Source organism: Saliniferula longa (genome assembly GCF_050789285.1).
GTDB lineage: Bacteria > Pseudomonadota > Alphaproteobacteria > Rhodobacterales > Rhodobacteraceae > CAVPWP01.
Map to the genome: position 1 here is coordinate 488,648 of NZ_JBOUVX010000002.1, position 18,459 is coordinate 507,106.

The 18,459-nt window shown below is 67.5% G+C and carries 20 protein-coding genes; 12 read left to right on the top strand and 8 right to left on the bottom strand.

The window, feature by feature from the left end:
- The first annotated feature begins 15 nt into the window (after positions 1-15).
- The 4 genes from trxA to ACRDNQ_RS08925 all read left to right on the top strand — a co-directional run bounded on the left by trxA (position 16) and on the right by ACRDNQ_RS08925 (position 3,972).
- Positions 16-900, top strand: coding sequence for a thioredoxin (gene trxA, locus ACRDNQ_RS08910; RefSeq protein ID WP_431828301.1), 885 nt, complete (start codon positions 16-18; stop codon positions 898-900).
- A 26-nt stretch (positions 901-926) separates the two neighbouring features.
- Positions 927-1,571 carry an LON peptidase substrate-binding domain-containing protein gene (locus ACRDNQ_RS08915; RefSeq protein WP_431828302.1) on the top strand — a complete coding sequence of 215 codons (645 nt, stop codon included), beginning with the start codon at positions 927-929 and terminating at the stop codon, positions 1,569-1,571.
- Positions 1,572-1,603: 32 nt separating this feature from the next.
- Positions 1,604-1,756, top strand: a complete 153-nt coding sequence (locus tag ACRDNQ_RS08920) for a Trm112 family protein (protein WP_431829098.1) — start codon at positions 1,604-1,606, stop codon at positions 1,754-1,756.
- Between the two features lie 158 nt (positions 1,757-1,914).
- Positions 1,915-3,972, top strand: coding sequence for a PhoX family protein (locus ACRDNQ_RS08925; RefSeq protein WP_431828303.1), 2,058 nt, complete (start codon positions 1,915-1,917; stop codon positions 3,970-3,972).
- A 102-nt stretch (positions 3,973-4,074) separates the two neighbouring features.
- On the opposite strand, the gene pnp is transcribed toward ACRDNQ_RS08925, so the two are convergent.
- From pnp to ACRDNQ_RS08940, 3 genes are all read right to left on the bottom strand, one after another.
- Positions 4,075-6,207 (bottom strand): polyribonucleotide nucleotidyltransferase, encoded by a 2,133-nt coding sequence (gene pnp, locus ACRDNQ_RS08930; protein WP_431828304.1) that lies wholly within the window; start codon positions 6,205-6,207, stop codon positions 4,075-4,077.
- A 192-nt stretch (positions 6,208-6,399) separates the two neighbouring features.
- Positions 6,400-6,669 carry a 30S ribosomal protein S15 gene (gene rpsO / locus ACRDNQ_RS08935; protein WP_431828305.1) on the bottom strand — a complete coding sequence of 90 codons (270 nt, stop codon included), beginning with the start codon at positions 6,667-6,669 and terminating at the stop codon, positions 6,400-6,402.
- A gap of 153 nt (positions 6,670-6,822) precedes the next feature.
- Entirely contained in the window at positions 6,823-7,203 is a 381-nt protein-coding gene (locus ACRDNQ_RS08940; RefSeq protein ID WP_431828306.1) for a DUF5665 domain-containing protein, read from the bottom strand.
- A gap of 153 nt (positions 7,204-7,356) precedes the next feature.
- Here ACRDNQ_RS08940 and ACRDNQ_RS08945 point away from each other — a divergent pair, with 153 nt between their 5' ends.
- Positions 7,357-8,391, top strand: a complete 1,035-nt coding sequence (locus ACRDNQ_RS08945) for a hypothetical protein (protein ID WP_431828307.1) — start codon at positions 7,357-7,359, stop codon at positions 8,389-8,391.
- A gap of 16 nt (positions 8,392-8,407) precedes the next feature.
- Here ACRDNQ_RS08945 and ACRDNQ_RS08950 read toward each other — a convergent pair whose 3' ends face one another.
- The 4 genes from ACRDNQ_RS08950 to rbfA all read right to left on the bottom strand — a co-directional run bounded on the left by ACRDNQ_RS08950 (position 8,408) and on the right by rbfA (position 11,040).
- Positions 8,408-8,929 (bottom strand): DUF1643 domain-containing protein, encoded by a 522-nt coding sequence (locus ACRDNQ_RS08950; protein ID WP_431828308.1) that lies wholly within the window; start codon positions 8,927-8,929, stop codon positions 8,408-8,410.
- On the bottom strand, positions 8,926-9,831 hold the full coding sequence (truB, locus tag ACRDNQ_RS08955) for a tRNA pseudouridine(55) synthase TruB (protein ID WP_431828309.1): 906 nt from the start codon (positions 9,829-9,831) through the stop codon (positions 8,926-8,928). The genes ACRDNQ_RS08950 and truB overlap by 4 nt, the downstream gene beginning before the upstream one ends.
- Before the next feature lie 80 nt (positions 9,832-9,911).
- Complete coding sequence (locus ACRDNQ_RS08960) at positions 9,912-10,658, bottom strand: phosphodiester glycosidase family protein (RefSeq protein ID WP_431829099.1); 747 nt, start codon at positions 10,656-10,658, stop codon at positions 9,912-9,914.
- Positions 10,648-11,040, bottom strand: coding sequence for a 30S ribosome-binding factor RbfA (gene rbfA, locus ACRDNQ_RS08965; RefSeq protein WP_431828310.1), 393 nt, complete (start codon positions 11,038-11,040; stop codon positions 10,648-10,650). Before rbfA ends, ACRDNQ_RS08960 begins: the two co-directional genes overlap by 11 nt.
- 101 nt (positions 11,041-11,141) lie before the next feature.
- On the opposite strand from rbfA, the gene dapB reads away from it, so the two are divergent.
- Positions 11,142-11,954 carry a 4-hydroxy-tetrahydrodipicolinate reductase gene (gene dapB / locus ACRDNQ_RS08970; protein WP_431828311.1) on the top strand — a complete coding sequence of 271 codons (813 nt, stop codon included), beginning with the start codon at positions 11,142-11,144 and terminating at the stop codon, positions 11,952-11,954.
- A 48-nt stretch (positions 11,955-12,002) separates the two neighbouring features.
- A complete protein-coding gene (locus ACRDNQ_RS08975) occupies positions 12,003-12,365 on the top strand; it encodes a dihydrodipicolinate reductase (RefSeq protein WP_431828312.1) in 363 nt (120 codons plus the stop codon).
- Between the two features lie 3 nt (positions 12,366-12,368).
- Here the strand turns inward: ACRDNQ_RS08975 and ACRDNQ_RS08980 are convergent, their stop codons facing one another.
- Positions 12,369-12,560: a DUF1674 domain-containing protein gene (locus ACRDNQ_RS08980; protein ID WP_431828313.1), complete on the bottom strand. Its 192-nt coding sequence runs from the start codon at positions 12,558-12,560 to the stop codon at positions 12,369-12,371.
- 75 nt (positions 12,561-12,635) lie between these two features.
- On the opposite strand from ACRDNQ_RS08980, the gene ACRDNQ_RS08985 reads away from it, so the two are divergent.
- The 5 genes from ACRDNQ_RS08985 (at position 12,636) to ACRDNQ_RS09005 (ending at position 18,451) form a co-directional block, all read left to right on the top strand.
- Complete coding sequence (locus ACRDNQ_RS08985) at positions 12,636-13,934, top strand: RsmB/NOP family class I SAM-dependent RNA methyltransferase (RefSeq protein WP_431828314.1); 1,299 nt, start codon at positions 12,636-12,638, stop codon at positions 13,932-13,934.
- 104 nt (positions 13,935-14,038) lie between these two features.
- On the top strand, positions 14,039-15,745 hold the full coding sequence (locus ACRDNQ_RS08990) for a heparinase II/III family protein (RefSeq protein ID WP_431828315.1): 1,707 nt from the start codon (positions 14,039-14,041) through the stop codon (positions 15,743-15,745).
- Positions 15,746-15,775: 30 nt separating this feature from the next.
- The gene (gene purH / locus ACRDNQ_RS08995; RefSeq protein ID WP_431828316.1) at positions 15,776-17,365 is read left to right on the top strand and encodes a bifunctional phosphoribosylaminoimidazolecarboxamide formyltransferase/IMP cyclohydrolase; all 1,590 of its coding nucleotides are present in this window, start codon (positions 15,776-15,778) and stop codon (positions 17,363-17,365) included.
- Between the two features lie 10 nt (positions 17,366-17,375).
- Positions 17,376-17,873: a signal peptidase II gene (gene lspA, locus ACRDNQ_RS09000; protein ID WP_431829100.1), complete on the top strand. Its 498-nt coding sequence runs from the start codon at positions 17,376-17,378 to the stop codon at positions 17,871-17,873.
- Between the two features lie 53 nt (positions 17,874-17,926).
- On the top strand, positions 17,927-18,451 hold the full coding sequence (locus ACRDNQ_RS09005) for a DUF3035 domain-containing protein (RefSeq protein WP_431828317.1): 525 nt from the start codon (positions 17,927-17,929) through the stop codon (positions 18,449-18,451).
- Positions 18,452-18,459 lie beyond the last annotated feature (8 nt).

The following is an 18,459-nucleotide window of genomic DNA, read 5'->3' on the forward strand; positions in this document are numbered from 1 at the left end:
CAGGATACCAAACCCATGCTGAACCCCGAACCCAAGCTCATTGCCGAGGGCTCTGACGCCACGTTCATGTCGGATGTGGTCGAGGCCTCGAAGACCGTTCCGGTCATCGTCGATTTCTGGGCGCCCTGGTGCGGCCCGTGCAAATCGCTGACTCCCGCGCTGGAAGGCGCCGTCACCGCGGCGCGTGGCAAGGTGCGACTGGTGAAGATCAACGTTGACGAAAACCAGCAGATCGCCGCGCAGCTTCGGGTGCAGTCGATCCCGACGGTCTATGCCTTCTGGCAGGGCCAGCCGGTCGACGGGTTCCAGGGCGCGCTGCCTGGATCCGAGGTCAAGACCTTCATCGACCGCGTCGCCGCGCTGGCCGGTGACGGCGGGCTTGCCGAAGCGCTTGAGGCGGCCGAGGCGATGCTGGCCGAAGGCGCCTTCGCGGACGCGGCGCAGACCTTCGCGGCGATCCTCGCGGAAGAGCCCGAAAGCGCCGCCGCCTTTGGCGGCCTCGTGCGCACCCACATCGCGGCAGGCCAGCTTGACGAGGCCGAGGCGTTGCTTGGAGCGGTCCCCCCCGCGCTGACGTCGGCGCCCGAGGTCGAAGCCGCGCGGGCCCAGCTTGAACTGGCGCGTCAGGCGCAGAACGCCGGTCCGATCGCGGACCTGACCGCGGCCGTCGACGCCGACCCCAACAATCACGAGGCGCGGTTCGAACTTGCGCGGGCGCTTTATGCCCGGGGCGACGTTCAGGGCGCGGTCGACCACCTTCTCGAGCTGTTCCGCCGCAACCGCGAATGGGACGACGGCGCAGCGAAAAAGCAGCTCTTCACGATCTTCGAGGCGCTCAAACCGCAGGATCCGATCGCGCTGGCCGCACGGCGGAAGCTGTCGTCAATGATATTTGCCTGATCGGCTGTCCGGGCTAGGTGACAGTCATGCTGAACGCAGCCGACCTGCCCGACACGGTCCCGGTTTTCCCCCTGCCGGGGGCGCTTTTGCTGCCCCGCGCGCGGCTTCCGCTGCATATCTTCGAGCCGCGCTATCTTGCCATGCTCGATGACACGATGAAGACATCTCACCGGTTGATCGGGATGATCCAGCCGCGCGAGGGCCCAAAGTCCGGGGCGCGGCGGCTTCACGCGATCGGCTGCGCGGGCCGGCTGACGGCGTTTTCGGAAACCGAGGACGGGCGCTACATGATCACGCTGTCCGGCGTCTCGCGCTTTCGGATCAAGTCCGAGGTCGAAGGCTTCACCCCCTATATCCGCTGCGAGGTGGACTGGTCCGGCTTCGAACGGGATCTTGGCGCGGCCGAGCAGGACGACAGCTTCGACCGCGCGCGGCTTCTGGCCGTTCTGTCCCGCTACTTCGAAGCGAACAACCTTTCGACGGACTGGAACAGCCTGAAAGAGGCCGAGGACGAATTGCTGATCAACTCGCTGTCGATGCTGTGTCCTTTCGACGCCGAGGACAAGCAGGCGCTGCTCGAGGCGCCGTCGTTGTCGACGCGCCGCGAGACGCTGGTGACCCTGATCGAATTCGCGCTGCGCGGCGGATCGAACGAAGAGCTGATGCAGTGACCGAAGACACCCCCAACGGCTTTGACCGTCGCATGCTCGAGGCGCTGGTCTGCCCGCAGACCCATGCCATGCTGAGCTATGACGCCGAGCGTCAGGAACTGATCAGCAAGGCCGCGCATCTGGCCTATCCGATTCGGAACGGCATCCCCATCATGCTGGCAAGCGAGGCGCGGCCTCTCGACTGACGGCCGTCGCAGCCCCACAGGGACGCGGGAATACATTCAATCGAAGGGTGTCACCGCGCTGTTACCGGCAGGCGCTAGACGCGGTGCATCGCGCAGCTTCCGGTCCAGTGTCCCAGGCCGCGCGAGCCACCGTCACGCGAACCGCCAGGGAGCCATCCATGAAGGACTTCGAGAACGATTACCCGGACCACAGATCCGCCCCCTATTACGAGCATGGGGACGAACCGCCCTGCAACCCGTCCGAAAATCGCAATTTCTACGATGTCATGGACACGCACCTCAAGCGTCGCGGCTTTCTCATGGGGGGACTCGCCACTATCGCGACGGGGCTTTTCGGCGCGGCGCTGACCACGCGGGGCGCGCTTGCGCAATCGGCGTCGGCTTCGTCGCTTCTCGGGTTCACGCCCGTGCCGGTCAGCTACGACGACACCGTGGTCGTGCCTGAGGGCTACAGGGTTCAGGTTCTCGGCGCCTGGGGCGAACCGATCGCGGGCGACATGCCGGCCTTCTCGCCCTCGAACAGCGGTGCCGAGCAGGGTCTGCAGATCGGCCAGCATCACGACGGGATGCATTTCTTCCCGATCGAAGGATCGTCCGAGGACGGGCTTCTCGTCGTCAACCACGAATACATCGAGCCGCGCTTCCTGCACGCCGGGAAATGGAAGGGACAGGCGATCGACGCCGATACGGTCGTCTATGATGCGAACGGGCTGCGCGACGACGACGAGGTTCTGAAAGAGATGAACGCCCACGGCGTGTCCATCTACAGGGTTGCGAAACAGCCGGACGGGGCCTGGGCCATCGTCGAGGATCCGCGCAACCGCCGCGTCACCACCCTGACCGAAATCGAGATCGGCGGACCGGTCCGGGGATCGGATTTCGTCAAGACGCGGTTCTCGCCCGATGGCACCCGGACGCGGGGCACCGTCAACAACTGCGCCCATGGCGTGACGCCCTGGAACACCTACATGGCGGCCGAAGAGAACTGGGCGGGTTACTTCACCAACACCGACTCGGTGGATCAGAAGCCCGACCTTCCCCGCGAACATGCCCGCTATGGCGTCTCGACCTCGCGCGAGGGCGATCGCTACGGTTGGCATCTGGCCGCGTCCGGCGCCGACGACTACGTGCGCTTCGATGCCTCGACCAAGGGCGCCTCGGCCGTCGAGGACTATCGCAACGAGCCCAACACCTACGGTTGGATGGTCGAGATCGACCCGTTTGATCCTGCCGCGACGCCGGTCAAGCGCACGTCGCTGGGCCGTTTCGCCCACGAGGGCGTGGTGTTCGCCCCGGCGGTCGAGGGCGCGCCGGTCGTGTGCTATTCGGGCGACGACGCCCGGTTCGAATACATCTACAAGTTCGTCTCTGACGGGGTCTTTGTCCCGGGCGAGACCGACGGCGCGATCCTTGACAGCGGCACGCTTTACGTGGCGCGGTTCGACGACGACGGCACCGGTGAATGGATCGCGCTTGCGCCGGGCCGGAATGGTCTGACGCCGGCCAACGGCTTCGACAGCCTTGCCCATATCCTGGTCAACACCCGCGCGGCGGCCGACTTCGTCGGCGCAACCAAGATGGACCGTCCCGAATGGGGCACCGTCGATCCGAATTCGGGCGAAGTGTACTTCACGCTGACCAACAACACCCGCCGCACCCAGGCGCAGGTGGATGCGGTGAACCCGCGCGCGGTCAACAACTTCGGTCAGATCGTCCGCTGGCGTTACCCAAACGGCGATCACACCCGCAATACCTTTGACTGGGATCTCTTCGTGATCGCGGGCAACGCCGCGCAGTCCGCCACCTTCGCCGGGAAAGCCCTGGATGACGCCTCGATCTTTGCCTGCCCCGACGGCATCTGGTGCGATCCAAGCTCGCGGCTCTGGATTCAGACCGACATGGGCGATATCGGTCCCGGCTATGACGGGCCGCTCAAGGACTTCGGGATGAACGGGATGCTTGCCGGCGACCCGACAACGGGCGAGATCCGGCGCTTCCTGACCGGTCCCTGGGGGCAGGAATGCACGGGCGTCGTCACGACGCCGGACCAGCGGACGATGTTCGTCAACTTCCAGCATCCCGGTGCCCATGCATCGGCCGAGGATTTCGCGGCCGGCAATATGGGCTCGACCTGGCCCGATGGTGACGCGGCGATCCCGCCACGATCCGCCACCATCGTGATCACCCGCGACGACGGCGGGATCATCGGCGCCTGACGGATGAGGCCCCGGACCTGAGACGCCCCGGGTCTGAAACGAAAGCGCCCCGCCGGAAGGCGGGGCGCGGTTTTCCTGAAGAAGGGGCGAAAGGCCGGCGGCCTATTCGGCCACTTCCTCTTTCGCCATTTCCTGACCCGTGGCCTGGTCGACCATCTTCATCGACAGCCGGACCTTGCCGCGGTCATCGAAGCCCAGAAGCTTGACCCAGACCTCCTGGCCTTCCTTCAGGACATCCGAGGGATGGTTCAGGCGGCGGTTCTCGATCTGGCTGACGTGAACAAGGCCGTCGCGCTTTCCGAAGAAGTTCACGAAGGCGCCGAAATCGACCAGCTTGACGACCTTGCCCTTGTAGATCTTGCCTTCCTCGGGCTCGGCGACGATCGACCAGATCATGTCATGGGCCTTCTGGATGGCATCCGCGTTCGAGCTTGCGATCTTGATGACGCCATCGTCGTTGATGTCGACCTTGGCGCCCGAGACCTCGACGATCTCGCGGATGACCTTGCCGCCCGACCCGATCACTTCGCGGATCTTGTCGGTCGGGATCGTCATCGTCTCGATCCGCGGGGCATGCACGCTGAAGGACGAGGTTTCCGACAGCGCCTTGTTCATTTCGCCCAGAATGTGCATCCGGCCGGCCTTGGCCTGCGCCAGCGCGGTCTTCATGATCTCGGGCGTGATGCCCGCGACCTTGATGTCCATCTGAAGCGAAGTGATGCCCTTCTCGGTGCCAGCCACCTTGAAGTCCATGTCGCCAAGGTGATCCTCGTCGCCCAGGATGTCGGTCAGAACCGCGTAGGACCCGTCGTCTTCCAGGACAAGGCCCATGGCGACGCCCGCAACGGCCGACTTCAGCGGCACGCCCGCATCCATCATCGACAGCGACGACCCGCAGACCGTGGCCATCGAAGACGAACCATTCGATTCAGTGATCTCGGACACCAGACGAATGGTGTAGGGGAAGTCCGTCGGTGCCGGCAGAACCGCCTGCAACGCCCGCCACGCCAGCTTGCCGTGGCCGATCTCGCGGCGGCCCGGAGGGCCGAAGCGCCCGACTTCGCCGACCGAGTAGGGCGGGAAGTTGTAGTGCAGCAGGAAGTTCGACTTGTAGGTGCCCTCAAGCGCGTCGATCATCTGCTCGTCGTCGCCGGTGCCAAGCGTGGTCACCACAAGGCCCTGCGTCTCGCCCCGGGTGAAAAGCGCCGAGCCGTGGGTGCGGGGCAGCAGGCCGGTTTCCGCCACGATCGGACGCACCTCGTCGGTGCGGCGTCCGTCGATGCGGCGGCCATGCTTGACGACATCGCCGCGCAGCACCGACGACTCAAGCTTCTTGATCGCGGAATCAAGGTTGCCGTCGGCCAGTTGCTCTTCGGTGAGCGAGGCCTTGATGGCGTCCTTCGCGGCCGCAACAGCCGTGACACGGGCCTGCTTGTCGGTGATGGCGTAGGCGGCGCGCATCTTCTCTTCGCCGGCGGCCTTCACCATCTCGTAAAGCGCCGAATAATCCGGCGGCGTGAAGGTGAACGGCTCTTTCGCCGCGTCTTCCGCCAGATCGATGATCAGGTCGATGACCGGCTGGATCTGCTGGTGCGCGAAGGTGACGGCACCCAGCATTTCGTCCTCGGACAGTTCGTAGGCTTCCGACTCGACCATCATCACGGCGTCCTTGGTGCCGGCGACGACAAGGTCGAGACGCTGATCAGGGTTGTTGCGCAGATGGTGCATGTCCTCGACCGTGGGGTTGAGCACATACTCGCCGTCCGTGAAGCCCACGCGGCAGCCGGCGATCGGCCCCATGAAGGGGGCGCCCGACAGCGTCAGCGCTGCCGAGGCGGCGATCATCGCGACGATGTCGGGGTCGTTGACAAGGTCGTGGCTCAGCACGGTGCAGATGACCAGCACCTCGTTCTTGAAGCCGGGGACGAAAAGCGGACGGATCGGCCGGTCGATCAGGCGCGAGGTCAGCGTCTCTTTCTCGGTCGGACGCGCTTCACGCTTGAAGAAGCCGCCCGGGATCTTCCCGGCGGCATAGTATTTCTCGTTGTAGTGAACGGTCAGAGGAAAGAAGTCCTGACCGGGCTTCTGTTCCTTCGCGAAGGTCACGTTGGCCATGACGGTGGTTTCGCCGTAGGTGGCGATGACGGTGCCGTCGGCCTGGCGGGCGATCTTGCCCGTTTCGAGGGTGAGGGTTTCTTCCCCCCACTGGATGGATTTCTTGACTACCTTGAACATCTTGTTTCCTGGTCTGGCGCCCGGGGCGGATCCCCTTCGGCCTGTTGCGTACGGGCCCCATTGCCCGTGGCCCTTTCGTTCATCCTGCCACCGACTTCGGGCCTGGCGCCGGTGGTATCGGATCCCTGCGGCCTGCCGCGCGTGGCGACCGGCCAAAAAGCGACCGCGCCCCGAAGGGCGCGGCGGGTAGCGTCAGCGGCGAAGGCCAAGGCGCTCGATCAGCGCCTGGTACCGTGCTTCGTCCTTGGCGCGGGTGAAGTCGAGAAGCTTGCGGCGCTGGGCCACGAGTTTCAGAAGACCACGTCGGGAATGGTTGTCCTTCTTGTGGGTCTTGAAGTGCTCGGTCAGCGTCGCGATGCGGCTCGACAGGATGGCCACCTGGACTTCCGGCGAACCGGTGTCGCCGTCCTTCGTGGCGAATTCCTTCATGATGCGCTGCTTTTCTTCAGCCGTGATCGACATCGTGGTCTCCTTTCGGGAAAGAGGAATGGCGCAAGCCGGGATGTCGTCCAGCAGGGCCCTTGGAGATTTCCCTTCGGCCGAAAGCGGCGAAGGATGCGCGCGTATAGGGGATCGGCGGGAAAAAGGAAAGAGCCTATTGCCCTGGCTCGTCGGTCACGGCTGGCCCTGGGGCATCGTGCCACTGTCCGGCGCCGGGGCCGGTTCGGCGGCCGCGGGAGCGATCCTGTCGCGCGGCAGATCCTCCTGGATGCGCGTGGCGATCTCGGCCGCCCATTCGCCGATCACCGGCACCCAGTCGATCCCCTGCAGCCACCAGACCAGTCCCGAAACCAGAAATGTCGCGCCGATCACGGTGCCAAGACCTGTCGCGAGTCCCGAGATGAAGCGCATCATGAGAAACCGCCACGGGCTGTTCGAGATGCGGACAAGGCGGTGCGCGTTCAACCGGGCGATTTCGTCCCGAAGCGCGGCGATCTCGTCGCTCATGTCGGGGGGCGTCGCCGAGGATTTGTCGGGTCTGTTCTGGGCGCTCATGCCTTGCTGTTTCGCTGAAGTGACGGGCAGATGCAATCGGTTCGCCATGGTCGACGATACCCCGATTTTGCCGCGAATTGTCCCGGTTATCTCCACCTTGTCGCAGTTCACTGGCGCTAGACTGGCCACGGGGAACGGACGGGGTGACCTGACATGCTGGCAGTGCTTCTGTTTGCGGGGCTCGCGGCCGCGGCGATCTTGCCGGCGGCATTCGATGGCCTCGTCGACGATGACGATCCCCTGAACGATGGCGCAGGCGCCACAGGCGGGAAGGCCGCGACCCTGCCGGGCGACGGCCCTGCCGACGACGGCGTGGATGACGGCGTGGAGGGCCACGCGCGCGACAACACCGGAAACGACCTTTCGGAGGATGAGGACGACGGGACGGATCACGAAATCCCGGTCGAGGCCCGCGACGCCGTTCTGGGCGACTTCGACGCCGCCCGCGACACCTGCACCATCACGACCGACACCTGGGACAGCGAATTCTCGCTGGCGGAAGATCCGTCGGGCAAGGGCGCCATGCTTTGCTTCACCAGTGCCTCGGGCGAAATGACGCGGCTGCACTTCCCCGACCTCGGCCGCGTTCCGGTCGAAGCGATCGCGTTGCGCATCGACGCGGGCGAGGGATCGGGTCCGACCGTGCTTCCCCTCGCCGAGGTCTTCGCCGCCGCCGACGAGATTTCGCCGGCCTCCCCCGCCGACGTCCCCGAAGACTTCCCCGGCACGGTCGACCCCTTCGCGCCGCTGGCCCCGATCGCCCCCGACCTTCCCGATGGGCTTCCTGTTCCGCTGAGCGGTGTGACGGCCCTGGCCCCCGTCGATCCCGATCTTCCGGACCTGCCACCCGATGATCCCAGCGACACCGGCATTCTTGCGCCAGAGCGCGACGACGCGTCGGGACAGGGGCCGGACGGCGACACGACGTCCGGTCACGAGCCATCGCTGATCCACGTCGACCCGAAGACCGGCCTGCCCATCGCCGTCCTGATCAACGACTTCGGCGCCCACGATCTTCTTGCGGTCACGCTGTCGCCGTCGGCCGCCAAGGCAGCCCTGGACATCACCGTCGCGCCGGACGAGGCGGGCACAGGGTCGGTCGTCCTCATTGACGGGCTGCCCGTCGCGACGCTGCCCGGTGCCGCGGGCGTGCAGCCCTCGCAGATCCGCGTCACGGTTTCTGCCTAGGACGGCCGCGTCCGGTTCAGACCGACGGACCCGCAGGCCATGGCTCGGGGCGCGCGGCATAGCTGACGTAAAGCGGGTGGCGTGGGTGACCTTGCCGGGTCAGTCCCAGCGCGTGAAGCTTCGCCCCCGTGGCCCGCATCAGCGCCTCGACCTCGGGGCCGCGATTCAGATGCTCGCCATGGGCGCCCCAGGCGCAGACGATCCTGTCGGCCCAGGCGCAGCCGCGCAGGATCGCCGCGTCGTTGTCGGCCCCCACGGGGTCGGGGTGGGCGCGCATCAGCTTTGGGTCGGTCTGGCGCAGCGCGAAGATGTTGCAGACCCGGAAGGCGCCGAAGCCCAGCGCACGGGCGCGCCGTTCGCAACGTTCGACCGTGGGGTCGTTCTGTGTCTCGGTCGCGGTCGACGGGTTCAGCATCACGAAAAGTGCCTTGCTCCCCGCCGGGTTCCAGACGCGGGTCAGTTCATAGCGGTAGGCTTCGCAATCGGAATAGACGGCAAGACTGTCGGCATCGCCCTTCCTGTGCGCCCGGCTGATCATTCAAGGATCACCCGCGTCGGATGCAGCTCGCCCCCGCGATAAGTGCCGATCGCCACCGCCCGACCCTTGCACGACGCCCAGGCCGTTTCGCCATAGTCGGCGTCCGACGCCACGACCGGCGCCGGGTTGCCATGGCGCAGGCGCGCGGCGGCTTCCGGGGTGCAGCGAACCTGAGGCAGATCGGACAGGGCGATCTCGAGCGGGTGCAGAAAGGCGTCGAGCGCCTCGGTGCCGGCGGCGGCCTCGATCGCGTCGAGCGTGATCGCGTCTTCCAGATCGAAGGGGCCCGACCACTGGCGGGTCAGGGCCTCGACATGGCCGTGACAGCCCAGGACCTCGCCCAGATCGCGGGCGATGCTGCGCACATAGCCGCCCTTGCCGCAGACCATCTCGAGCACGACGTGGTCGGGATCGGGACGGTCGATCAGAGTCAGGCTTTCCACGTAAAGGGGCCGCGCCTCGATCTGCGGATCGTCGCCTTCGCGGGCAAGCTTGTAGGCGCGTTCGCCGTCGATCTTCACCGCCGAAAACTTTGGCGGCACCTGCAGGATATCGCCGACGAAGCGGGGCAGCGCGGCCTCGATCTGGGCCGTGGTGGGCCGCAGGTCCGAGGCGGCGATCACCTCGCCCTCGGCGTCGTCGGTGTTCGTCGCCGCGCCCAGCCGGACCGTGAAGCGATAGGCCTTGAGCGCATCCGCGATGAAGGGGACGGTCTTCGTCGCCTCGCCGAAGGCCACGGCCAGAACCCCGGTCGCCGCCGGGTCCAGCGTGCCCGCGTGCCCGGCCTTCTGCGCGCCGAAGGCCCATCGGACCTTGTTGACGACCGCGGTCGAGGTCGGCCCGGCCGGCTTGTCGACCACCACCCAGCCGTTGATCGCTTTGCCTGATTTCCGGCGCGCCATGGTCCTGCCTTCGATGTCTGTTCGGGGGCCGCCGTGCTAGCCGCCGCGCCCGCCGCCGTCAATCCGGTGTCGCCCTGCCGTCAGTCGGCGGGCACGACCAGGCCAATGATCGGGCCCATCGGCAGCCCCACGTCGTTGCGCCCCAGCGCGGGCGCGTAAAGCCGCGAGACGTTGCCATCGAGGTAAAGCGCGTTGGGCGTGCCCATCTGGTCGCGGAAGAAGCGCGCGAAGGTGTGGAAGTTCACCGGACGGTCGCTGATTGCCGCGACCACGGTGCCGTCGGCCGTGACGCCCACGCCGTTGCGGACATAGCGCGACGATCCGCCCTCGATGAAGCGCGGATGAAGCGTGCCGTCGATCACCAGCATCGGCCCCGACTGGGTGGCGAAGCGGCAGTCCGGCCGGTCGGCGGCATAGGCGCGGCTTTCGATGACCTGTGCCCAACCGTCGCCGATGCAGAAGACCCCGTTGGGCAGCATCCCGAAGTTGCCGGGGCCTGCCGAGGTGATCACCCCGCGCGCCTCGCCCCGGGGATCGAGGTAATGCCCGACCGGCGATCGGTCGGTGTGGAACATGCCTGCGTTCATGGCAAAGCCAAGGTCGGCGCCTTCATCTGCAAGGGTGTCGCGCACCCGCTGGAAGCTGCCCAGGATCGCGCCGTCCGGATCGGTCAGAAACAGCCGCAGGTCATCCGAGGCAGGGTCGGCGGTGCAGACCGAGAAGGGCACGCCTTCGAACACGTCGCGCCGACAGTCGGCCGTGGCCGGCGCCGCGAAGGCGGCGAAGGTCAGGGCAAGAAGGGCGGATAGTGCCGGTCTAGTCGAGATCACGGCGCACGTTGGCCTGCGACAGCATGCGGCGGGTCTCGTCCATGCGGTCGAAGGTTTCGTCAAGCACGAAGCGGATGTCGGGCGCGTATTTCAGGGCAAGCCCCTTCGTCACGCTGCGACGGATTTCCGAGCGGTTGCGGTTGAGCACCGCAAGCGCCTCGTCCCGATGCTCGCCACCCAGCGGCAGCACATAGGCGGTGGCCGTCTTGAGGTCGGGCGAGGTCCGCACCTCGCCCACGGTGATCGACAGTGCGTTCAGTTCGGGGTCATGCACCTCGCCCCGCGACAGGACCTCGGACAGGCGCCGGCGGATCAGTTCGCCGACGCGCAACTGACGCTGCGAGGGGCCGGTGCCTTCATGAGATCTCGATTTCGCCATGCCGCCCATCTACGCCTTCGCATGCCCCGCTTCAAGGCGGGCTTTGCCAAGCCGGCGACATGGCGCTAGACGGGGTGGCGAAGCGAAACGGGAGACCACGGATGAGCGACCTGCCGGGCATCGTCGTCACGGGCGCCTCGGGGCGGATGGGGCAGATGTTGATCCGCCTCGTCGCCGAAAGCCCTGCCGCCCGCCTTGTCGGCGCGCTTGAACGGCCGGGCCATGACTGGATCGGCCGCGATGTCGGCGTCGCGATGGGAGGCGCGGCGCTGGGCGTGACGGTGGGCGACGATCCGCTCGAGGCCTTCGCGCAGGCGCAGGCGATCCTCGACTTCACGTCGCCCGAGGCCAGTGTCGAGTTCGCGATGCTCGCGGCACAGGCCCGGGCCGTGCACGTGATCGGAACAACGGGCTTCGACCAGGATCAGATCGCGAAGCTGCGTCTTGCCGCCCGGCATGCGGTGGTCATCCGCGCCGGCAACATGAGCCTCGGGGTGAACCTTCTCGTCGGGCTGACGCGCAAGGTCGCCGCCGCGCTGGGCGAGGATTTCGACATCGAAATCGTCGAGGCGCATCATCGCCACAAGGTCGACGCGCCATCGGGCACCGCGCTCATGCTGGGCGAGGCGGCGGCCGAAGGGCGCGGTGTCCGCCTTGCCCAGGTCGCGGATCGTGGCCGCGACGGCATCACCGGGGCGCGCACGCCCGGTCACATCGGCTTTGCGGCGATCCGCGGCGGCGACATCGTGGGCGAGCATGACGTGATCTTCGCCGGGCCGGGCGAGCGTATCCGGCTAAGCCATGTGGCCACCGACCGGGCGATCTTCGCGCGCGGCGCGCTGCGGGCCGCGCTTTGGGGCCTTGGTCGGCATCCCGGCGCCTACGACATGGCGGACGTTCTTGGCCTTGACTGATCCGCGCCGCTGACTTGTTCGTATCCTCCCCCAACAAGGGAAGGGAACATGATGCGCATCGTCCTGACGTCGTTTGTCCTGTCGCTGATGTTTGCCACGACCGCCCCTGCCGCGCAGGAATTCCAGACGGTCCGCGAACAGGACCGTTTCGTGAATCTCGTGTCGGGGCGCGAACTGACGCGCTTCGGCATCAAGCTGACGGTCACGCCGGATGGCGAGATCCGGGGCCGCGCCTTCGGGCGTCCGGTCAGCGGAAACTGGCAGTGGAGCGACGGCTATTTCTGCCGAACCCTCTTTTACGGGGACCGTGACCTTGGCCCGAACTGCCAGGAAGTGAAGGTGCAGGGCGAGACGATCCGCTTCACCTCGGATCGCGGGCAGGGGATCTATGCCGACCTGACGCTGGAATAGCGCCTAGAAGTCGACCGCGATCCCCTTCTTCTCCCAGTCGCCGAAGCGCACGGGTTCGGGGCCGTCACGTCCGCCAAGTTCGGCAGGAAGGTCCACCGGCTTCTGCGCCTTGCGCCGTTCTTCGGCTTCCTTCAGGGCGCGAAGGGCGGCGGGGGGAAGGTCGGCCGGGGCGTCGGCGCCTGTTTCGTCGGTCATCGCATCCGTCCTTGTCCGGGTCATGGCCCTGATATACGCCGGGGAACCCACCGCTCAACCCGGGAAGCAGCAGGAATGGCGAAACAGGGTCTTGGTGCGCGCCGCGCGGCGTGCGATCTGATGACGGCGGTCACCGCAGGGCACCAGGTGCTGAGCGAGGCGATGCCCGCCGTGCTCGAGCCCCTTGGGCCGCAGGACCGCGCCCGCGCGCAGCGGCTTGCCACCGAGGCGCTGCGCTGGGCCGGCCGGTCGGACCGTCTGATCGGCCCCTACATCCGCCAGCGCCCACCGGAAGAGGTGCTCAACATCCTTCGCCTGGCGGTGTGGGAGATGCTGGGCGACCGCGCGCCCTCGCACGCCGTGGTCGACAGCGCGGTCGAGATCACGCGCGCCCGGCCGGAAACCCGCCGCACGGCGGGCATGGTGAACGCGGTGCTGCGCAACATCCTGCGCGGAGACCCGGACTGGGACGCGCTTGCCGTGCCGCCGCTGCCCAAGTGGCTGCGCAAGCCGCTGCTGGCCGACTACGGAAAGGGCGCGGTCGAGGCGATCGAAGCCGCACATGCCCGGGGTGCGCCCCTTGACCTGACGGCGAAGGCGGGCCACGCCGAGGACGTCGCCAGGGCCACGGGTGGCACGCTTCTGCCCACGGGCAGCGTCCGGCTGGGCGCACAGGTCCAGGTCAGTGCGCTGCCAGGCTTTGCCGAAGGCCATTGGTGGGTGCAGGACGCGGCCGCGGCCCTTCCGGCAAGGGTTCTGGACCCGCGATCGGGCGAGCGCATTCTTGACCTTTGCGCCGCGCCGGGTGGCAAGACGCTCCAGCTGGCCGATGCGGGGGCAGTCGTCACCGCCCTGGACGTTTCGGGCGCGCGCCTTGCCCGTCTGCGCGAGAACCTTGCCCGCACCGGTCTTGCCGCCGAGGTGATCGAAGCGGACGCCCTGACCTGGGACGGGCCGGCCGATTTCGACGCGGTGCTTCTGGACGCGCCCTGTTCCGCAACCGGAACGATCCGACGCCACCCCGACCTGCCCTTCGCCAAGATCGGGGCTGACCTCTCTGCCCTCGTGTCGTTGCAGGCGCGTCTGATCGACCGCGCCCTGGACCTTGTGCGTCCGGGCGGGCGGGTCGTCTTCTGCACCTGTTCGCTTCTCAAGGACGAAGGCGAACGCCAGATCGAGGCGGCGCTCACCCGTCATCCCGGTCTACGCGTTGCTCCTGTCGCCGCCCCGGGGATCGGGTCGGATTGGCTGACGCCGGCCGGCGCCGTCCGTCTGCGGCCGGATTTCTGGCCCGAACTGGGCGGCATGGACGGCTTCTTCATCGCGCGTCTGGAAAAGCCGGGCCAAGGCGCGAAATCGGCCATGACACCGTGAGGCCGCTCACCTAAAGTGGCGGCCGGATACCCGTCACCCCGGGTCCGGAGGCAGGACGAACAGTGTCGCAGGGAGAAAGCTGGTCGGCGCGGCGAACGCGCGCGATGAACCGGTTGCACGCAAGGCTTGCAAGCCTGGCGCGGCCGGCCACGGGATTCGTGAGCCAACCGGAACCGCGCACCATCGGCAGCTATCCCCGCGGGCGGCAGCTGAGCGCCGGAAATTTCCTGTTCTCGGGCTATCTGGTCGAAGCGCCCGATACCGGCATCTGGGACCTGCCCATGCCCGACGCCGCCTTCGAGACCGAGCTTCACGGCTTCACCTGGCTTGACGATCTGGCAGCGGTCGGCGACACGGTCGCCTGCGCACGGGCGCGGGACTGGACCCATGGCTGGACCGCGCGGTTCGGCAACGGGCAGGGCCCGGGCTGGACGCCGGATCTGACCGGCCGCCGCCTGATCCGCCAGATCAACCACGCGATCCTTCTGCTGAACGGCAGCGACCGAGACGTGAGCGAGGCCTATTTCCGCTCGCTCGCGCGGCAGACGATCTTTCTCAGCCGCCGCTGGCGCGCCGCATCGCCCGGTTTGCCGCGGTTCGAGGCGCTGACAGGACTTGTCTATGCCGGCCTTGCCCTGACCGGGATGGACCGGCACGTGGGACATGCCATGCGGGCCTTGTCGCGCGAATGCGCGGCGCAAATCGACCGGAATGGCGGTCTGTCGACGCGAAACCCCGAAGAGCTGCTCGAGGTCTTCACCCTGCTCAACTGGGCCGCGGAAGCGCTGGCCGAGGCCGGGCGGATGCCCGGCCGGTCGCATATGGACGCGATCCAGGCGATCGCGCCGACGCTGCGCACCCTGCGCCATTCGGACGGAGGACTGGCGCGGTTCCATGGCGGCGGTCGAGGGCTTGAAGGCCGGCTCGAGCAGGCATTGGCCGCCTCAGGCGTGCGCGTGGCGCTGCACAACGGGCTTGCGATGGGCTTCGCGCGGCTGGCGCACGGCCGCACCAGCGTCATCGTCGATGCCGCGCCCCCCCCGAAGCCCGGCGCTTCGGCCAATGCCCATGCCTCGACGCTGGCCTTCGAACTGACCTCGGGGCGTCGCCCGGTCATCGTGAACTGCGGCTCGGGCGGGACCTTCGGGCAAAGCTGGCGCCGGGCGGGGCGGGCCACGGCCTCGCATTCGACCCTGGGGATCGAGGGGTATTCGTCGTCGCGCCTTGGTGTGGCCGGGATCGTGTCGGGCCGCCGGGCCGAGCTTCTGGTCGACGCACCGCGCGACGTGCGCTGTGAACGGGCCGAAGATCCGATCGGAACCATCCTTCGCATGGGCCACGACGGCTATGTGCGGACCCATGGCCTGACCCATGTGCGCAACCTTCAGCTGACCTTCAACGGCCGCGGTCTCACGGGGGAGGACGCGGTGGTTGCCATCGGCCCCGAGGGCGAGCGGCTGTTCGACCTTGCCTTCATGCGGTCGAAGTCGGCGGGCATCCCCTTCTCGGTCCGCTTTCACCTGCATCCCGACGTCGACGCGAAGCTCGACATGGGGGGCACCGCCGTGTCGCTTGCACTGAAAAGCGGCGAACTCTGGATCTTCCGCGCCGAAGGCGACGCCGCGATGTCCCTTGACCCCAGCGTCTATCTGGAGAAAAGCCGGCTCAGCCCGCGGGCGACGAAGCAGATCGTGCTGGCGGGCCGCGCCATGGACTATGCGACCAAGGTCAGCTGGTCGCTGGCCAAGGCGCAGGACACGCCGTCGCATGTGCGCGACTTCGAGATGGAAGACCGGTTCGCGCCAGAGTGACACCGGAAGGATCCAGGGGGCCGACAGAGAATGACCGATACCATGCCGATCCGCCGGGCGCTGATTTCGGTGTCCGACAAGACGGGGCTGGTCGAGCTTGCCTCGGCCCTCGCCGACATGGAGGTCGAGCTGATCTCGACCGGCGGCACCTCGGGAATGCTGCGCGACCGCGGGCTTGCGGTCCGCGACGTCGCCGATGTGACCGGCTTTCCCGAAATGATGGACGGGCGCGTCAAGACGCTGCACCCGGCGGTGCACGGTGGTCTTCTGGCCCTGCGCGACAATCCCGCGCACCTGCAGGCGATGAAGGCGCATGGCATCGCGCCGATCGACCTGCTGATCGTCAACCTCTATCCTTTCGAGGCGACCGTGGCCTCGGGCGCGGCCGAGGACGAGATCATCGAGAACATCGACATCGGCGGCCCGGCAATGATCCGCGCGGCAGCCAAGAACCACGGTGCCGTCACCGTGATCGTCGATCCGCAGGATTATCCGGCCCTGCTCGACGAGATGCGCGCCACCGGTGGCGGCACGCGGCTGGCCTTCCGCAAAGAGGCGGCGCAAACCGCCTATGCCCGGACGGCGGCCTACGACTCGGCGGTGTCGACCTGGATGGCTGAGGCACAGGGGATCACCGCGCCGCGCCGCCGCACCTTCGCGGGAAGCCTGGCCCAGACCCTGCGCTATGGCGAGAACCCGCACCAGTCGGCGGCCTTCTACACCGATGGTTCGAAGCGCCCCGGCGTGGCGACGGCGGTGCAGCACCAGGGCAAGGAACTCAGCTACAACAACATCAACGACACGAATGCCGCCTACGAATGCGTGGCCGAGTTCGCCCCGGCCGATGGCCCGGCCTGCGTGATCGTCAAGCACGCCAACCCCTGCGGCGTCGCCACCGGCGCCACCCCGGCCGAGGCGTTCGGGCGCGCGCTCGACTGCGACCGGACGTCGGCCTTCGGCGGAATCGTGGCGCTGAACGTGCCGCTTGACGCCCCCACGGCCGAGGCGATTGCCACCATCTTCACCGAGGTCGTGATTGCCCCCGACGCCGACGAGGCGGCGAAGGCCGTCTTCGCGGCAAAAAGGAACCTCCGCCTGCTGACCACGGGCGGCTTGCCCGACCCCACGGCGCCGGGCACGGTCTTCATGCCGGTCGCCGGTGGTTTCCTCGTCCAGTCGCGCGACAATGGCAGCGTATCGGCCGCCGACCTGAAGGTCGTCACCCGGCGCGCGCCGACCCAGGCCGAGCTTGCCGATCTTCTGTTCGCCTGGCGCGTGGCCAAGCATGTGAAGTCGAACGCCATCGTCTATGCGAAAGGTGGCGCCACCGTGGGCGTCGGGGCCGGTCAGATGAGCCGGGTCGATTCCACGCGCATCGCCGCGCGCAAGGCGCAGGACATGGCCGAGGCGCTGGACCTGCCTGGGTCGCCGGCCAAGGGGGCAGTCGTGGCCTCCGACGCCTTCTTCCCCTTCCCCGACGGCCTTCTGACGGCGGCCGAGGCCGGGGCGACGGCCGTGATCCAGCCGGGCGGGTCGATGCGCGACGACGAGGTGATCGCCGCGGCCGACGCCGCAGGCCTTGCCATGGTCTTTACCGGCATGCGGCATTTCCGGCACTGACGTGCAGCCCCTGCGTCTTCATATCGTCGCTCTCGCGGTCTTCCTGCTGGATCAGGTGACGAAGGTCATCGTGGTCCACGCGATGAACCTGCGCGAGGTCGGCTCGATCGACGTGCTGCCGCCGCTGTTGAACTTCCGGATGGGGTGGAACCGCGGGATCAACTTCGGGCTCTTTTCGGGCGGCGACGAGGTCATGCGCTGGATTCTGGTCGCCATCGCCCTTGGGATCGTCGCCTGGGTCTGGTGGTGGATGCGAAGCGAAGACCACGGGCCCCGGGCCGAAGTCGCGGCAGGGCTGCTGATCGGCGGAGCGCTGGGCAACGTGGTCGACCGGCTGCTTTACGGCGCGGTCGCGGATTTCCTGAACATGTCCTGCTGCGGGATCGAGAACCCCTACACGTTCAACGTCGCCGACATCGCGATCTTCGCGGGCGCGGTCGGCCTGATCTTCTTCACCGGCGGCGATCGCGACAAGGGCCGTGACGCGGCCAAGGACAAGAAGGCGTGACGGCGATGCGTTCCGACGCTAGAAGACGAAGCAAGGGCCTTTCAGGGATCAGGATGCGCCGTTACGCCTCAAAGCTGTGCCTCTCGCTTGCCGCCGCGCTGGCGCTGTCGGCCTGCGCGGGCGACGGCGATCCGCAGCTGATGAACCTGCGCAGCTCAAGCGACGGTCCGGACGAGTTCCTGATCGTCCCCAACAAGCCGCTCGTCATGCCCGAGGACATGGCCGCGCTTCCGACGCCCACGCCCGGCGGGCGCAACCTTGCCGGCGCAACCCCGCGCGAGGACATGATCGCGGCGCTTGGCGGCAACGCGGCGGCGGCGCCCGGCGGCTCTGGCGGACTTCTGTCCTATACGACCCGCTTCGGCGTCGACGGCGACATTCGCGCGTCCCTCGCCAGGGCCGACCTCGACTACCGTCGCCGGAACGATGGCCGTCTTCTGGAACGGGCCTTCAACGTCTCGGTCTATTACAAGGCCTATCAGCCGCTCGCGCTTGACCAGTATGCCGAGCTTGAACGCTTCCGCCGCGCGGGCGTGCGCACGCCGAACGCCCCTCCCAATCCCGCGGCTGCCCAGTAGGGCCGGGT

Excerpts from the sequence above, each read along its gene's own strand:
- truB (WP_431828309.1), bottom strand. The coding sequence starts at position 9,831 with ATGGCGCGCCGGAAATCAGGCAAAGCGATCAACGGCTGGGTGGTGGTC.
- ACRDNQ_RS08920 (WP_431829098.1), top strand. The coding sequence starts at position 1,604 with ATGCTCGAGGCGCTGGTCTGCCCGCAGACCCATGCCATGCTGAGCTAT.
- purH (WP_431828316.1), top strand. The coding sequence starts at position 15,776 with ATGACCGATACCATGCCGATCCGCCGGGCGCTGATTTCGGTGTCCGAC.
- dapB (WP_431828311.1), top strand. The coding sequence starts at position 11,142 with ATGAGCGACCTGCCGGGCATCGTCGTCACGGGCGCCTCGGGGCGGATG.
- ACRDNQ_RS08925 (WP_431828303.1), top strand. The coding sequence starts at position 1,915 with ATGAAGGACTTCGAGAACGATTACCCGGACCACAGATCCGCCCCCTAT.
- ACRDNQ_RS08940 (WP_431828306.1), bottom strand. The coding sequence starts at position 7,203 with ATGAGCGCCCAGAACAGACCCGACAAATCCTCGGCGACGCCCCCCGAC.
- rbfA (WP_431828310.1), bottom strand. The coding sequence starts at position 11,040 with ATGGCGAAATCGAGATCTCATGAAGGCACCGGCCCCTCGCAGCGTCAG.
- ACRDNQ_RS08945 (WP_431828307.1), top strand. The coding sequence starts at position 7,357 with ATGCTGGCAGTGCTTCTGTTTGCGGGGCTCGCGGCCGCGGCGATCTTG.
- ACRDNQ_RS08980 (WP_431828313.1), bottom strand. The coding sequence starts at position 12,560 with ATGACCGACGAAACAGGCGCCGACGCCCCGGCCGACCTTCCCCCCGCC.
- rpsO (WP_431828305.1), bottom strand. The coding sequence starts at position 6,669 with ATGTCGATCACGGCTGAAGAAAAGCAGCGCATCATGAAGGAATTCGCC.
- trxA (WP_431828301.1), top strand. The coding sequence starts at position 16 with ATGCTGAACCCCGAACCCAAGCTCATTGCCGAGGGCTCTGACGCCACG.
- ACRDNQ_RS08990 (WP_431828315.1), top strand. The coding sequence starts at position 14,039 with ATGAACCGGTTGCACGCAAGGCTTGCAAGCCTGGCGCGGCCGGCCACG.
- ACRDNQ_RS08985 (WP_431828314.1), top strand. The coding sequence starts at position 12,636 with ATGGCGAAACAGGGTCTTGGTGCGCGCCGCGCGGCGTGCGATCTGATG.
- ACRDNQ_RS08915 (WP_431828302.1), top strand. The coding sequence starts at position 927 with ATGCTGAACGCAGCCGACCTGCCCGACACGGTCCCGGTTTTCCCCCTG.
- pnp (WP_431828304.1), bottom strand. The coding sequence starts at position 6,207 with ATGTTCAAGGTAGTCAAGAAATCCATCCAGTGGGGGGAAGAAACCCTC.
- ACRDNQ_RS08975 (WP_431828312.1), top strand. The coding sequence starts at position 12,003 with ATGATGCGCATCGTCCTGACGTCGTTTGTCCTGTCGCTGATGTTTGCC.
- ACRDNQ_RS09005 (WP_431828317.1), top strand. The coding sequence starts at position 17,927 with ATGCGCCGTTACGCCTCAAAGCTGTGCCTCTCGCTTGCCGCCGCGCTG.
- ACRDNQ_RS08950 (WP_431828308.1), bottom strand. The coding sequence starts at position 8,929 with ATGATCAGCCGGGCGCACAGGAAGGGCGATGCCGACAGTCTTGCCGTC.